The 13,930-nt window shown below is 75.2% G+C and carries 13 protein-coding genes and 1 pseudogene; 9 read left to right on the top strand and 5 right to left on the bottom strand.

Annotation, left to right across the window (positions count from 1 at the left end; translation table 11 throughout):
* Positions 1-326, bottom strand: a pseudogene (locus tag ACOJTC_RS18800) (hypothetical protein); the annotation flags it as partial.
* A gap of 364 nt (positions 327-690) precedes the next feature.
* Here ACOJTC_RS18800 and ACOJTC_RS18795 point away from each other — a divergent pair.
* Entirely contained in the window at positions 691-1,293 is a 603-nt protein-coding gene (locus tag ACOJTC_RS18795; RefSeq protein WP_420117858.1) for a hypothetical protein, read from the top strand.
* On the opposite strand, the gene ACOJTC_RS18790 is transcribed toward ACOJTC_RS18795, so the two are convergent.
* A complete protein-coding gene (locus tag ACOJTC_RS18790; RefSeq protein ID WP_420117857.1) occupies positions 1,242-3,365 on the bottom strand; it encodes a hypothetical protein in 2,124 nt (707 codons plus the stop codon). The two genes, ACOJTC_RS18795 and ACOJTC_RS18790, sit on opposite strands and share 52 nt — an antisense overlap.
* Positions 3,366-3,644: 279 nt before the next feature.
* On the opposite strand from ACOJTC_RS18790, the gene ACOJTC_RS18785 reads away from it, so the two are divergent.
* Positions 3,645-5,129: a S8 family serine peptidase gene (locus tag ACOJTC_RS18785; protein ID WP_420117856.1), complete on the top strand. Its 1,485-nt coding sequence runs from the start codon at positions 3,645-3,647 to the stop codon at positions 5,127-5,129.
* Between the two features lie 132 nt (positions 5,130-5,261).
* Here the strand turns inward: ACOJTC_RS18785 and ACOJTC_RS18780 are convergent, their stop codons facing one another.
* Entirely contained in the window at positions 5,262-6,842 is a 1,581-nt protein-coding gene (locus ACOJTC_RS18780) for a ricin-type beta-trefoil lectin domain protein (protein ID WP_420117855.1), read from the bottom strand.
* 237 nt (positions 6,843-7,079) lie between these two features.
* On the opposite strand from ACOJTC_RS18780, the gene ACOJTC_RS18775 reads away from it, so the two are divergent.
* The 3 genes from ACOJTC_RS18775 to ACOJTC_RS18765 all read left to right on the top strand — a co-directional run bounded on the left by ACOJTC_RS18775 (position 7,080) and on the right by ACOJTC_RS18765 (position 10,766).
* Positions 7,080-8,714, top strand: coding sequence for a beta-1,3-glucanase family protein (locus ACOJTC_RS18775; protein ID WP_420117854.1), 1,635 nt, complete (start codon positions 7,080-7,082; stop codon positions 8,712-8,714).
* A complete protein-coding gene (locus ACOJTC_RS18770) occupies positions 8,711-9,490 on the top strand; it encodes a sigma-70 family RNA polymerase sigma factor (protein WP_420117853.1) in 780 nt (259 codons plus the stop codon). The genes ACOJTC_RS18775 and ACOJTC_RS18770 overlap by 4 nt, the downstream gene beginning before the upstream one ends.
* A 100-nt stretch (positions 9,491-9,590) precedes the next feature.
* Positions 9,591-10,766, top strand: coding sequence for a zf-HC2 domain-containing protein (locus ACOJTC_RS18765; RefSeq protein WP_420117852.1), 1,176 nt, complete (start codon positions 9,591-9,593; stop codon positions 10,764-10,766).
* A gap of 119 nt (positions 10,767-10,885) precedes the next feature.
* On the opposite strand, the gene ACOJTC_RS18760 is transcribed toward ACOJTC_RS18765, so the two are convergent.
* Positions 10,886-11,305, bottom strand: a complete 420-nt coding sequence (locus ACOJTC_RS18760) for a DUF4913 domain-containing protein (protein ID WP_420117851.1) — start codon at positions 11,303-11,305, stop codon at positions 10,886-10,888.
* Between the two features lie 52 nt (positions 11,306-11,357).
* On the bottom strand, positions 11,358-12,176 hold the full coding sequence (locus ACOJTC_RS18755; RefSeq protein WP_420117850.1) for a lytic transglycosylase domain-containing protein: 819 nt from the start codon (positions 12,174-12,176) through the stop codon (positions 11,358-11,360).
* Positions 12,177-12,360: 184 nt separating this feature from the next.
* On the opposite strand from ACOJTC_RS18755, the gene ACOJTC_RS18750 reads away from it, so the two are divergent.
* From ACOJTC_RS18750 to ACOJTC_RS18735, 4 genes are all read left to right on the top strand, one after another.
* Positions 12,361-12,891, top strand: a complete 531-nt coding sequence (locus ACOJTC_RS18750; RefSeq protein ID WP_420117849.1) for a hypothetical protein — start codon at positions 12,361-12,363, stop codon at positions 12,889-12,891.
* A complete protein-coding gene (locus ACOJTC_RS18745) occupies positions 12,888-13,217 on the top strand; it encodes a hypothetical protein (RefSeq protein ID WP_420117848.1) in 330 nt (109 codons plus the stop codon). Before ACOJTC_RS18750 ends, ACOJTC_RS18745 begins: the two co-directional genes overlap by 4 nt.
* A gap of 115 nt (positions 13,218-13,332) precedes the next feature.
* Positions 13,333-13,689 carry a hypothetical protein gene (locus tag ACOJTC_RS18740; protein WP_211291545.1) on the top strand — a complete coding sequence of 119 codons (357 nt, stop codon included), beginning with the start codon at positions 13,333-13,335 and terminating at the stop codon, positions 13,687-13,689.
* A partial coding sequence (locus tag ACOJTC_RS18735) for a hypothetical protein (RefSeq protein WP_420117847.1) occupies positions 13,686-13,930 on the top strand: 245 nt, incomplete at its 3' end. The genes ACOJTC_RS18740 and ACOJTC_RS18735, both read left to right, overlap by 4 nt.

Below are 13,930 nucleotides of genomic sequence, written 5' to 3'. Positions count from 1 at the left end.
TCGGTCCGGCCGGAACCGACCTCCCCACCCCGGCCGACCTCCCCGCCGGAACCGAATTCCCCGCCGGGGGCGACCTCAGCGCCGGTGCCGACCTCGGCGCCGGTGCCGGCGGCACTGTCGGGCCCAGCGTCGCCACCGGTGCCGGTGCCGGTCGAGGGGTCGACGACCCGGCCGGAGCCGACCGCAGGCGAGGCTGCGGCGTCCATCCCGGGGTCGGCGGAACCCCCGGTGACGGAACCGGTCCCGGGGGCGGCCTCCGTGCCGGCGTCGGTGCCCGCGCCGGGAGCGGGGGCCGAGGCGGCGGCACCGGAGGCGGTCCTCGGCACCCGTCCGTCATCCCCCGCGACGACGGGCGGGCTGCCCGTGAAGCCGGTCTGGCCTCCCAGGGCACCACAGTCGGCACCACCCCGACCGACCCCGATCGACCCACCGCAGCCGCCGGCCGTCCTGCAACCGCCGGCCGTTCCGGCGGCGGGCCCGGAAACGCCGCTGGCCGTCCCGCCGCCACCGGTTGTTCCGTCAGCCGTGCCGCCGCTGGCGACCGCAACCCCGCAGCCACGGGCCGTGCCGCCGGCCACGCCGACCGTCCCGGCCTCGGCGGTGTCGCCGACCCCGACGCCGCAGCCGACCGGGACCGCCACCGCGTCGGCCGCAGGGGCATCCGCCGGGAGCGGCGGCGCGTCGGCCGAGGTGGATCTGCCGCGTCCGGCGGTGCCGGCCGGCAACGAGGTCCCGTACCTGAGCACCGAGCTGGAGACCGGACTCGGGCCGATCCGGGTCCGGTTGGTCGGGGTCGCGGCGGGCCGGGGCGCGCCCGCGTACGCCTGGCTCGGCCCGGACGAGACCGCGCCCCCGGCGACCCTGCCCCTGGTGCTGGGCCACCGGGGACCGTGGCGGTTGCACGTCGACCTCGGGCGGGCACCCGACGTGCTCACCCTGGTCGGCGACACCGACGACTGCCGGCGCACGGCCGCCCTGTTCGCCGGGCGGCTGCGGGCCGGGGGGATCGGCGTGGCCACGGTGGGCGACGTGCTCGGCGGGCAGGCCCCGCAGGGGTGCCGGTCGCTGCCGGGGCTGCCGGCGGCGAGCGCACCCGACGTCGACCCGCCCGCGCCGTACGTGGTGTTCACCCCCGGCCTGGCCGGTGCGGAGCTGGCCGGGGCGCGGCGACTCGCCACGGACACCGGGGGGCGGTGCGTGCCGGTGGTGATCGGACCGGTGCCGGCCGGCCGGTGGTCGGTTCAGGTGTCCCCGGTCGACGGCGGGTCCACCCGGGCCGGTACGGCGGACTGAAGGCCGGCGACGGCGGACGGCAGCGGCCCCGGGGTGACCTGCCCGATCCGCTGCCACCCGCCCCCCTGCGCCCGGAAGGCGCGCTGCACCACGATCCGGTCGTACGAGCGGCTGCCCAGGACCAGGTCCACGCCGGCCCGGTGCAGCCGGTCCACCCTGGTGCGGACCAGGGTCAACCCGGCCAGCATGGTGTGGGTGGCCCCGACGTCGACGGTGCGTCCCGCCGGCACCCGCACCTCGACCAGCAACCGGCCCGGCCGGGCCACCGGCCGCTGCTGGTAGAGCGGCAGCCAGCCCCGGGGCAGCCCCCGGGACCGGGCCGGCAGCAGCGCGTACGCCTGCCGGGTGCCGAAGCCGGGCCAGCGGCGGACGTCGTTCGGCAGCCCGGCGACCGAGCGGTTGGTGGGCGCGGCACGGATCCGCAGGGGCTCGCCGTCGGCGTCCACGGTGGGCAGCAGGCGGCTGAACCCGTCGCAGCGGAAACCGCCCACCAGCCGGACCCGGTCCAGCCGGGCGGCCGGCAGCAGGTAGGTGTCGGGGCTGCCCAGGACGTACTTGAACCGCGCCGGCACGTGCGCCCGTAGCACCGCCATCGGGATCGCGCCGCCCGGGGAGATCCGCACCCGCAGCAGGTCGCTGCCGGCCGGGGCCGACCGTGGGTCGAGGAACGCGGGCACGAACAACTCGACGCCGGGCAACCCGTCGCCGACCGCCCGCGCCGGGTCACCCTCGACGAGGACGTACGCCTCGAACGTCTCGGCGTTGACCTGCTGACCGCGCCGCAACCAGGGCGGGCCGTAGTCGGCCGCGCGGCGGCTCTCGGTGACCAGGGCGGGCCGGGGGAGGGGCACGGCCGGCTGTTCCGCCACCGCGGCTTCGGCACCGTCCGGTGTCGGGGGTGCCGCGTCGGCCGGGTCCGCCGAGGGGGACGCGGTGGCACCGTCCGGTCCGGGGGCCGGATCGTCGGCGCGGGCCGGTCCCGGGTGGCCGTCGGCCGCGCCGGTGTCGACGGCTCCGGCGGCGGGGGAGGTGACCTCGACCCGTTCCCGGTCGCGTCGGGACACCAGCAGCCCCTCGGGGGTCGCGTCCAGGGTCGACGGGCCGTCGGCGTACCTCGGCCGGTGGGCCTGCCACGCGGCGACCGCGCCCGTCGGGTCGAACGCCCGCAGGTCGCGCCGGTCGTCGATCAGCTCGGCCCGGCCGCCCGCGGGTGGGGTCCAGACGGTGGCCCCGGTCGTCTCGGCCAGCTCGACCACCTCCGCGACGAGTCGGGCCTGCTCGTCGGCGTCGGACGGCCAGGTCAGCCAGAGCCGCAGGTCGGCGCCGTAGAGCGGCAGGTCGCCGAGGAGCGCGGCGAGCTGCCCGCCGCTGTGCACGTCCTGGGTGCCGCTGTAGGTGCCGACGAGGAACCCGCCGGAGCGGGCGGTGACCGCGACGGTGACCACCCCGGTCGACGCGCCGAGCCGGTGTGCGGTGGCCCGCCTGGTCACGAAGTCGGCCCGGGTCGCCAGGGCGAGGCCGTCGGGCAGCGGCAACCCCACCACCCCGGTACGGGGACGGACCAGCCCGTCGTCCACCGCGAACCAGCCCGGCAGGGAGGTGGCGAGATCCGGTGGCTGGAGCACGAGCCAGTCCATCGGCTGACGGGTCACCCGGTCCAGCGGCACCGCGTCCAGTGGCCCGCTGTCGGTGGTCGGGTGGGTGGACCCGGTGGCCGACCGGTCGATGGCGTGCCTGATGTCCGAGCCGTCCGGGCTGACCAGCACGTCGTGCCCGAGCAACCCGGCCACCTCGGTGAACAGGTCGAGGTGCCGGGCCCCGTCGTCGGCGAGGATCCGGACGTCCTGCGCCGCGTCCGCGCCGTGCCGGACCAGGGTGGCGACGGCCCGCGCGTCGAGCGGCCGACCCGGGGCGGTGGGTACCACCAGCCGTCCGCCGGGGCCCGGGGCCAGCCAGAGGTCGTACAGGCCGGCGATGCGGCGGTGCCGGCGCGGGTCGAAACGGCGGGTGGCCGGCACCCGGTCCAAGCCGTTGCCGCCGATCGGTTCCACCGTGCGCCCGAGCCCGTTCACCGCCGCCCCACCTTCGTCTCCACCGGCACCTGATCGCCCGGCCGGTCGTTCGCCGCCACCGTCGGTGGTGGACGGTCGCCCGTCTGCCGGTCAGCTGTCCCCACCGGGGGGACGGCCCGAGGAGACGTTCCCGTCATCGGCGGCCGGTACCCTCGGCTGACCTCATGACGAGGATCATGGAAATCTGGTTCAGATTGATTTGAACGGACCGGCCGCTGATCCGCAATAGACGGTGAAGGCCGGTGACGCTCGGCCATGGTGACTGAAGGGGGACACCCAGTGCTGGCGAAGCGCTCGATCCTTGCCCGCCTGCTCGCGGTGGCGATGGCCGGCTGCGTGCTGATGGCGCCGACCGGGCCGGCTGTGGCGAAGGCCACCAGCGATCCGCAGCCGTACGTGAAGTACTACGTGGTCGCGGCGCAGTACCAGGGCCAGCCGGAGAGCCTGACGGCGATCGCGCGGCGGTTCCTCGGCAGCGGCGAACGGTCCGCGGAGATCTACCACCTCAACACCGGCCGGGTGCAGCCCGACGGGTCCCGGCTGACCGACCCGGGCCGGCTCAAGGCCGGCTGGCAACTCGTGCTGCCCTGGGACGCGGCCGGTGAGGGGGTGAAGTACGGCCAGCTCCCGACGGGCAAGCGGCCCACCCCGAGTGCCCGGCCCTCCGGCGCGGCCGACCCCACCCCCAAGGCCGTCAGCCCGAGCCCGAATCCGAGCCCCACCCGGACGGGCGGCAGCCCCCGACCGGGCGCGAACGGCCCGAAGTGCACCGCCACCACCGGGTCGAGCAGCCGGTCGGACTGGGCGCAGCTGCGGATGGCCGCCGACAGCGCCTGGACCCTGACCCGTGGCAACGGGGTCAAGGTGGCAGTGGTCGACACCGGCGTCGACGCGAGTGTGCAGCAGCTCAGCGGCCGGGTGGCGGTCGGTGCGGACGTGACCGTCGGCAACGGGCGCGGGGACACCGACTGCCTGGGCAGCGGCACCGCGATGGCGGGCATCATCGCCGGTGACAGCAGCGTCGACGGCAGCCCGGTGGGCATCGCGCCGGACGCCACCATCCTGCCCGTACGGGTGGTCCGCGGTTCGGGCGCCGCGCGGGCGGCCGACGCGGCGAACGCCATCGAGGTGGCGGTCAGCGCCGGTGCGTCGGTGGTCGCGGTCGGCTCCCACGTCGACCTCGGTGACCCGGCGGTGGCGTCCTCCGTGGCCACCGCCCTCGACCACGACGTCCTGCTGGTGGCCGGTGCGCCGACCAGGGCCGTGACGCCGCCGTCCCCGGCCGGCCGGTCCGGGGGCGGTGCGCTGCTGTTCACCGGTGGCGTCGGTGCCGGCGACCAGCTCGCCGAGCAGTACGTGCAGGGCGCGGTGGAGGTGGTCGCGCCCGGGGTGGACGTGGCGAGCCTCGGCGTGGGCGGGGGCAAGGCGGTCAGCAACACCGGCACCGAGTTCGCCGTCGCGTTCGTCGCCGGGCAGGCGGCGCTGATCCGGGCGGCCCAGCCCGACCTGACCGCCGCCCAGGTCAAGGAGCGTATCCGCAGCACTGCCGACGCGATCGGCGCGGCCCCCGACGCCAAGTACGGCTCCGGCATGATCAACCCGGCCGCCTCGGTGTCGGTGGCGGTCGACGACCGCAACCAGGTGGCCAGCCAGCAGCAGGGCAGCACCGGCGCGGCGCTCGCCGTCATCCTCGGCATCGCGCTGCTCTGCGGCGTCGCCGTGGTCTTCGGCCTGCGGCTGCGCCGCCGCCGGTTCGCCGGCTGATTCCGCTACCGGTCGTGCCCGGCCCGGCCTGCGACACCGGTACCGGGCCCCGGTAACCGCCGGGCCCCGGTGGTTCCGACGCGACGGGCTCCGGTGGGCAACGTGCCCACCGGAGCCCGCCTGTCGGTACGGCTACCGCCGGGTGAAGGTCTGCTTCGGGTTGAACACGCAGATCCAGGACATCATCGGCGCGCCGACGCCGTGCCCGTCGACGTCCAGGCAGCGGTCGGTCTCCCGGTTGAACAGGGAGGTGCGGCCGTTGTGCTCGATCCACTCCCACTTCTGGGCGGGATTGCCGCTGCACACCGCGACCTGCACGGGGGTGCCGTCCTTCTTCTCACCCCAGGCCACGTCGAGGCAGAGCCCGTTGGCCCGGACGCTGCCGTCGGAGCGGAAGTCCCACCACTGCGACCGCTCCTCCCGGCACTTGTTCAGCACCGCCCGTACCCCGTCGCTGGTCCCGGCGGTGACGCACAGCCCGGTCTCCTTGCCCACGAGCTGCTTGGTGCCGGCCGGCCGGGTCGGGGCCGCCGCCGGCTTGGCCGACGGGCTCGCGGGTGGCGGCGGGGCGGTCGAGCTGCCCTTCGGGCTGGGCGACGGTGACGCCGGGGGCGTCACGGTCGGGCTGGGCGACGGCGACGCCGACGGCGGTGCCGGCCGCAGCCGGTTGTCCAGGGCGTAGTAGTCGGTGTGCTCCCGCACGGTCCGCAGGAACGCCTGCGTCCCGGCGTCCAGGTCGCCGCCGGCCTGGCGCACGGCGGCCGGGCCGTTGCGGTACGCGGCCAGCGCCAGCAGCGACGGGTCACCCTCCAGCCCGGACAGCTCCCTGTGCAGGGCGCACAGGGCCGTGCCGACCGCCGGGATCGCCGCCTGCGGGTCCCACGCCGAGGCGTCGGACGGGCCGTACGCCTGCCACACCTCGGGCCGGAACTGCGCGACACCCCGCTGCCCCTCGGGGCCGAGCAGGTTGGCGTCGAACCCGGACAGCGCCATCAGCTGGGCGGCGACCAGCGGCGGCGTCACCTCGGGGCAGACCGAACCGCCCCGGACGACGAGCGCCGTGTAACTGCCGGGCACCGCCTTGGGCTGCTGGACGCCGGAGCTGGGGCGGGGCTGGCCGGAACCGCCGAACGCGGTCAGCTTGCCGTAGTAGGCGGCGTACCCGCTGGCCTGGTCGACGTACTCGACCGCGTCGGTGGGCACCCCCTTGGCGTCACGTACCTCGTCGAGGCCGGTGTGGAACGCCGCCAGCGAGAGCCGCCAGGTGTCACCCGCGACGTCGGCCAGCCGGACCTGGCCGCTGAGGTCGCACATCAGGTGGGCCAGGGCGAGGATGTTCGCGGCCGGATCGGAACGCTCCGCGCCGGGCCACGGTGCCCACGACTTCCACGCGGCGGTGTCGAGACCGGCGATGCCCTGCCCGCCGGAGGTGGTCCGGTCGGCCCGACCGTCCAACCCCGACTCGGCCATCAGCTGCCCGGCCAGCCGGGCCGGGGTGAGCGTCGGGCACGAGCGGGCGGCGGCCTGGATGGTCGTCAGGTGTTCCTTGGAGACGGGCCGACCGGTCAGGTCGTCGTCGCGGGCCTCGGCCGCGCCCCAGCCGACAGCGGCCACCACCATGGACAACACGGCGAGTCCGGCGACGACGAGGGCTGCGGTACGACGGGGGATCGACCCCAGTCGGGCGAGTACGGAGGGGTGATCGGATTTCACGGGAGGTGTCCCTTCCGGCGTGGCGACATCGCTGTCGTGACGGATGCGCGATGTCCCCGGTTCACCGGGCTCGAATCGGATCTGGTGATTTTGGTCCGGTCGACATTGAACCGAGGGGTACGGCGGGCCGTCAACGTGGCTACCGCCGGGCCGGGCCGACGTCACACCGGGCGTCGGCGGCGATGGCCGTGTCGTTGATCGGAGCTTGGGATGCTTTCTCGCCGCAGGGTACTCGGGATGGGTTTCGCCGGCGCCGCCGTGGTCGGCGTGCCGCTCGTGGCGGCCCCGTTGATCTCGCGGGCGCGGGCCTCGGGCGGTCTGCCGCTGAACGTGGTGAACAGCACGGGCCGGTTCGCCAACTCGGCGATCCGGATGTACGTCGTCGGCACCCACGCGGAGACCGGGGCGATGGGCTACGTCCGGGAGAGCGGACAGTTCACCCCGGCCGACCCGGCGCACAACGGCCCGGACGGGGTCGCCGACATCGGCGTGCGGCTGGCCGATTCCGGGGTGACCCGGTTCGTCCTGCCGATGATGTCGGGCCGGATCTACTTCGCCATCGACGGCGAGCTGCGGTTCACCGTGGTCACCGACGGCAACGGGCGGCCGGCGTTGCAGTACCCGGTCGGCTGGGTGGCCGACGACCCGAGCTTCGGCGTGCTGCACGACTGCTGTGAGTTCACCTACAACGCCTCCGGCATGTTCTGCAACACCACCACCGTGGACATGTTCAGCATCCCGATGTCGATCCGGTTGCTCGGCGACGTGGAGCAGGCCACCGGCAAGCTGGTCGACGGCGGCCGGGACGCGATCTTCGCCGAACTGGCCCGCCAGCCCGGCTTCGAGCGGCTGGTGGTCGGCGACGGGCTGCGCGTCATCGCACCGGGCAAGGGCATCGAGACGGGCCGCTTCGACCCGGCGTACTACGACGGCTACATCGCCGAGATCTGGGACCGGTACAGCCGTTCCGAGCTGCGGATCCACGGGGCGGAGGGCACCGTCCGGGGTCGGGTGGTCGACGGGCGGTTCGCCTTCGACGGCGGGGTTCGCGCCTTCGACCGGCCCTCCACGCTCAACGTGTTCCACTGCGACGGCGCACTCGCCGCACCCAACGACAAGCTCTCCGGTCCGGTGGCGGCGGTCCTCGGGGCCGGGTTCAACCGGTCGGTGCTCGACCAACCGGACCAGCCGACCACCAGCCGGGACGCCTACTACCAGCATCCGGTGACCAACCACTACTCCCGGGTGCTGCACCGGCACAGCGCCGACGGCCGGGCGTACGGCTTCCCCTTCGACGACGTCGCCGACGACGCCTCCTACATCCAGGACGTCGCGCCCGGGGAGATGACCATCACGCTCACCCCGTTCGGCGGGGGCACGGCCGGACAGCCGGCACCCGAGGTCGAGCGCCCGGTGGTCGTGGAGCGCCCGGTGGTCGTCGAGGAGCCGGCGGCCGTCGTCGCCGCCCGGGGCGTGGGCCAGGAGATCGCGGCGGCCAGCTTCGACCGGCAGCAGGGCGTACGGAAGGAACCCTCCAGTGAGGGCGGCGAGCACCTGGGCTTCCTCGCCCACGGCGACTGGGCCGGGTACCGGGGGGTCGACTTCGGCCGTGAGCCGGCGACCCAGTTCCAGGTGCGGGTGGCCTCCGGCGCGCCGCAGGGCGTCTCCGGCCTGATCGAGGTACGCCTCGACGCCCCCGGCCTGCCGCCGGTGGGCAGCATCGCGGTGGCCAGCACCGGTGGCTGGCAGAACTGGGTCACCGTGCCGGGGAACCTCGGCCCGGTGACCGGGGTGCACGACGTCTACCTCACGTTCGCCAGCGGCCAACCCGAGGAGTTCGTCAATGTCCGCTGGCTGCGTTTCACCCGATGAGCGCGGCCACCCTCGTCGCCCCGGCGTACGACACCGACCGGTGGACCGCCGCCGTGCCGTCCACCGCCGCACCCCGGCGGCTCCTGTCGACCGGTCGACGGCCCGGTCGACCGTCCGATGAGCACGGTTATGCTCTCTTCCTAGGCGGGCTCGACGTCGAGACGACGGCGCGGCCGTACGGGGGTGACCCGTACGTCAGGGGGAGGCGTTCTGTGTCGGCGGTGCCCAACGAAGCGCCCGGGGTGACCGGCGACGCGGCGACCGAACGGGCCTCCCCCGAGGCCCTGATGCGCTGGATCCACGAGCAGTACCGGGGACCGCTGCTGCGGTTCCTCACCCGACTCGTCCTCGGCCGGCAGGAACTCGCCGAGGACCTGGTCCAGGAGACGTTCCTGCGCACCTGGCGGAACCTGGAGACGCTGGCGGAGGACCCGCGCCGGATCGCCCCGTGGCTCTACACGGTCGCCCGGCACGTGGCCATCGACGCGATGCGCGCCCGGCAGTCCCGCCCGCCCGAGGTGGCCATCCCCGACCTCAACCGGCTCGCCTCCACCGACGACGAGATGGACCGGGTGGTCAGCACCCACACCGTCCGGTTGGCGTTGCGGCAGATCAAACCGGAACACCGTGAGGTGCTCGTCGAGATGTACTACAAGGGCTCCTCGGTCGCCGAGGCCGCGCAGCGACTGGGAATCCCGGAGGGTACGGTAAAGTCCAGAACGTACTATGCGGTGCGCGCGCTGCACGCAGCGATCGGCCCGACCGAGTCGTCGTGATGACGCGACGTGTCGGTTTCCCGCTCGATCTCCCGGACGGCCGCCGTCCCGGGGGTCGTCACACCGTCACCGGTGTCTCCGGGTCGAGAAGGGGGGCGTGATGCGCACCGGGGGTGACCATCCCACCGCTGAGCACGCCGCCCTGGCTCTCTACCTGCTCGGCGCGCTCGACGACGTCGACCGGGTCGCGTTCGAGGCCCACCTGGCCGGTTGTGACGAGTGCCTGTCCGCGGCGGGCGAGATGGGCGGCGTGACCAGTGCCCTCGGTGGGCTCGACGCCGCCGACTGGGACGACCTCGCCGGCCTGACGCCCGAGTTCCCGCTACCGCCCGGGTTCGGCCCACCGCCGGACCGCGCCCGCGCCACGCCGCCTGCCGACCTGCCACCGGCTCTTGCGCCCCCTGCCGACCTGCCCCCTGCCGACGCGCCGCCTGCCGATCTGACGCCGGCCGACGCGCCGTCGGCGGGTCTGCCACCGGGCCTGCTGCCGGCCGACCCGCCGCCGGTGGTCCCGCCATCCCCCACCGGTTCTGGTCAGCCGGCTGCACCGGTGCCTGTCGCCCGCCCGCCCGCCGACTCGCCCCCGCCGGCACCCACCGCCGGCGGCGAGCCGGTGACACCCACCGCCGACGGCGGTCCGGCGGCAGCCGCCGGGTCGGCCCCGCCCCCCGCCCCGGCCGCCGACGCCGGGTCGCCCGCCGACGTACCGCCGGACCCGTGGTCCGGCACGCCGGTCGCGGCTCCCCGACGGGGTGACCGTCGGGGTGTCGGCCCGCGTACCACCGGCCGTGGGGCGGGCAGCCGCCCCGGTGGGGACCGGCCCGCGACGGCCCCCGGCCCGGGAGGCACCCGGCCCGCCGACTCGGCCCGGCGTCGCCGGATGGTCCTCTGGGGCGGGGTGGCCGCCGCGCTGGTGGCCGTCGTCCTGGCCGGCGGGATCGCCGCGGTCACCGGCTTCGGCGACCGCAGCGGCGTGGTGCTCACCGCGACCGGGGAGGCGCCGGCCGAGGGGGTGAGCCTCTCCGTCGCGATCACCACCGACGAGGGGCGGGGCTCCACCATCCGGATCACCGCCACCGGCCTGCGCCAGGGCCTGCGGTACCGGCTGTTCGCGGTGACCCGCGACGGCGTCACCCACGTGGTGCGGGACTGGACCGCCTCGACCGGGCCGCAGGAGGTGACTGGCGAACTGTCGCTGCCGGTCGCGGACCTGGCCTTCGTCACCGTGGGCCTGGTGGACGGCACCGCGATCGTCACCGCCCCGATCTCCCGCTGAGCCGCCCCGGCCCGCCCGGCCCCGATCTGCCGGGGCTCGGGCGACCCTGTCCCGGCCCGGACCTGACGGCCCGACCCCGGACCTGACGTGCAGGTCCGGGGCCGGGCGGGCCGCCGTGGTCAGTACGGGTCGGTGTGCGGGATCTCCTTGGCCCGGTGCGCGCCCGCCTTGCAACCGGCGAACGGCCCGGCCGGGTTGCGCAGGCTGGTCAGCACCGGTTCCAGGTAGTCGCGGTGCCAGTTGGCCGGGCCGCACAGTCCCGCCTCCGGGCCGGTGAGTTCCTGCCAGGCCAACCACAGGCCGTGTAGCTGCGCCACCGCCTCGGGGTGCCGCCACCACTGCCCGCACCACGGCGCGGTCGAGGACGCCTCCCGGGCGTAGATCGGCACGAGTAGCAGCCGGACCCAGTTGCTGAGCAGCTCCAACTCCTCGACGTACTCGTCGTCACGCAGGTAGAGGATGAACGGTGAGGTGGGCGGGTGGTCGTCCGGCGGCACGTCGTCGGCGCGGGTCTGTTCCTGCGGGGTCGTCACCGTCATGGACACTCCTCATCGGTCTGCCGGTCGGATCGGTTCCGCCGGTCGGTACGGTTCAGTCGCCCGAGGCGTCGGGGCTGGGCGAGGCGGGGCTGGGCGAGGCGGTCGGCGGGAACGACGGCGGCGGACCGCCGAGCCCCTGGTACTTGGCGAACAGGGACCGGACCTGCGCGAGGTAGAGCTGGGCGGCGTTGGTGGAGGGGACGCCACCGGCCCGGCGTACCTCGTCGATGCCGACGGCGTACGCGGCGAGCGTCAGGTCGAGCACCTCACCGATCGCCTCGCCGTTGTCGAGCAGGGCCTGGGCCTGCCCGGCCAGGGCGCAGACGTGCTTGGCCTGGGCGGCGATCGAGTCCTCCTCGTCGACCGCGTCGGTGTCGCCGTCGTCGTCGGTGTCCTCGCCGTACCGCGTGAAGACCGCGGGCGGCAGTTGGGAGATGCCCTTCTCCCCGTTCGGGCCGACCTTCGCCGGGTCCCACCCGGAGGCCACCTCGATCTGTGCGGCGATCACCACGGGTCCGATCTGGGCGCAGGTCTTCCCGGCGTCCTCGATGCTGTCCGCCAACCCCTCGGGCACCTGGTCGGGGTCGAGCGTGCCCTTGCCGTCGCCCTGCGCGGCGGCCAGCGAGTCGTCGGCGGCGCTGACCGGGTCGGCCGACCCACCGCCGCCACCGAAGAACAGGATCAGCGCGACGAGCGGGGCCAGCAGCACGCCCAGGGCGCCGATCACGAAGACGGCGGCGGCCCCGACCACCCCGGCCACCGGGGTGGCAAGGCAGCTCAGCCCGGCCGCGACGGCCGCGCCGATCAGCGCCGCGCTGCTTCGGTTCGACCCTTGCGTCGGCTCCGCGCCGTCGTTGTCGGACGCTGCCATGTCGCCTCCCAGGCTGGTCACCACCGCGGTGGAAAAAAGTTCGTCCCCGGCGTGAACCGGGTGGCGGGGCCTGTCGTAGTGGCGTCCGTCGACCGCCCGGCCCGCCGTACTGACGGGTCCGGACCCGGGGTGGTTCAACCGGGACGTCGACGAAGTGGAGCGACATTCGACAGGAGGTGGGTGCATGGGGTCCGCGACGATGACCGACCCGGCACCGCGGATGCCACCGGGGCCGCCGTCCGTCCGGACCGGTCCCGGGGCGGCGGGGTCCCGGCGGTCCCTGTCCGAGACGGGGCTGGGCTGGATCGCGGCGCACGGTGGCGCCGGCACGACGACGCTGTCCCGGATCTTCGGCGGCGTCGACCTCGGCTGCCGGTGGCCGGACGCCGCGCGGGCGGAGCCGGCCACGGTGATGCTGGTCGCCCGGACCAACGCCGAGGGTATGCGGGCGATGTCCCGGGCGCTCAACGCGCTGCGGGAGGGGCGTCATCCGCCCGGCATGCGGCTGGTCGGTCTGGTGCTGCTGGCCGACGCCCCGGGCCGGCTGCCGTCGGCACTGGCCCGCCGCATCCGGGTGCTGCGGTCGGTCGCGCCGGTGCACCGGGTGCCGTGGATTCCGGCGTGGCGGCTGGGACAGCAGCCCGCCCGGATGCCCAAGGCCCTGGACCGGCTGCGGATGGCGACCGGGTCGGCCGGCGAGGGGAGGACACCGTGACCTCCGGGTACGGGATCGTCGCCGCGTTCCTCGCGCGTGCTCCGGCGGCGGCACCCTCCCCGCTGCCGGCCTTCCAGCCCCCGCCGCCGTACAACCCGGCCGGTGGCGCGGCCGACGACCTGCTGAACCTGCTCGCCTGGGGGGTCAGTGCGGCGGGCGTCGCCGGGCTGCTCATCCTCGGCATCTCGATGGCCATCCAACTCAACCGGGGTGTGCCCGGGGAAATGAGTGACCACTTCCGCGGGGCGGTGTTCGTCGCGATGGGCTGCGTGCTCGGCGCGACCGCCGGACCGCTCGTCATGTTCTTCGGCGACCTCGGACTCTGAGCCGATCGCCGCCGGCCGCAGCGCACCCCGCACTGCCGGCCCTGTCCCACCCCGTCACCGCCGGAGCGTCGTCGACGCCTCCGGTGATGCCACCTGCCCTGAAGGAGCTGTTCCGATGACGTTCACGAGCCTGTCCCAGTACGCGGCGGCCTACCTGTTCGCCCGCCTCCCGATGGCCCCCGACCCGGGGCCCGGTGGCGGGATCAACCCGACCCCCAACGCGCCGGGGCAGCTGAACACCCTGGTGAACAAGCTGTTGGGCCTGATCGCCTGGGCCGGCACCGCCGCCGGGGTGGCCGGGGTGCTGATCACCGGCACGATGATGGCGGTCTCGGTGAAGCGGGGCGAGAGTTCCGAGCACATGTCCCGCCTCGGCCTGGTGCTCGGTGGCTGCATCCTGGTCGCCGTCGCGGGTCCGTTGGCCAACTTCTTCCTCGGTGGTGCCGGCACCGCCGCAGGCCAGCCGCAGTGACCGGCGGACGAGGCCGGTCCCCGGCGGACCCGCCGTTCTGGGCCGAGCGTGGCTGGCTGCTGTCCGTCGCGTTCCTCGCCGGCATGGCGTTGCTGGCGGCGGGAGTCTGGGGGTCCGGGGCGACCCGGCAACCGGAGGTCGACCCGGTGGCCCGGACCGCCGCCGACGCGCCGGTGGCACAGTGCCCGTCCCGACCGGTGGTGGCGGCCGGGACGGCGGTGCCGCCTGACGACGTGGCGTG

Origin of the sequence: Micromonospora sp. (genome assembly GCF_048594385.1) — a bacterium.
GTDB classification, from domain to species: domain Bacteria; phylum Actinomycetota; class Actinomycetes; order Mycobacteriales; family Micromonosporaceae; genus Micromonospora; species Micromonospora wenchangensis.
The sequence above is the reverse complement of the archived record's forward strand: the minus strand, read 5'-3'. Positions and strand labels throughout refer to the sequence as shown.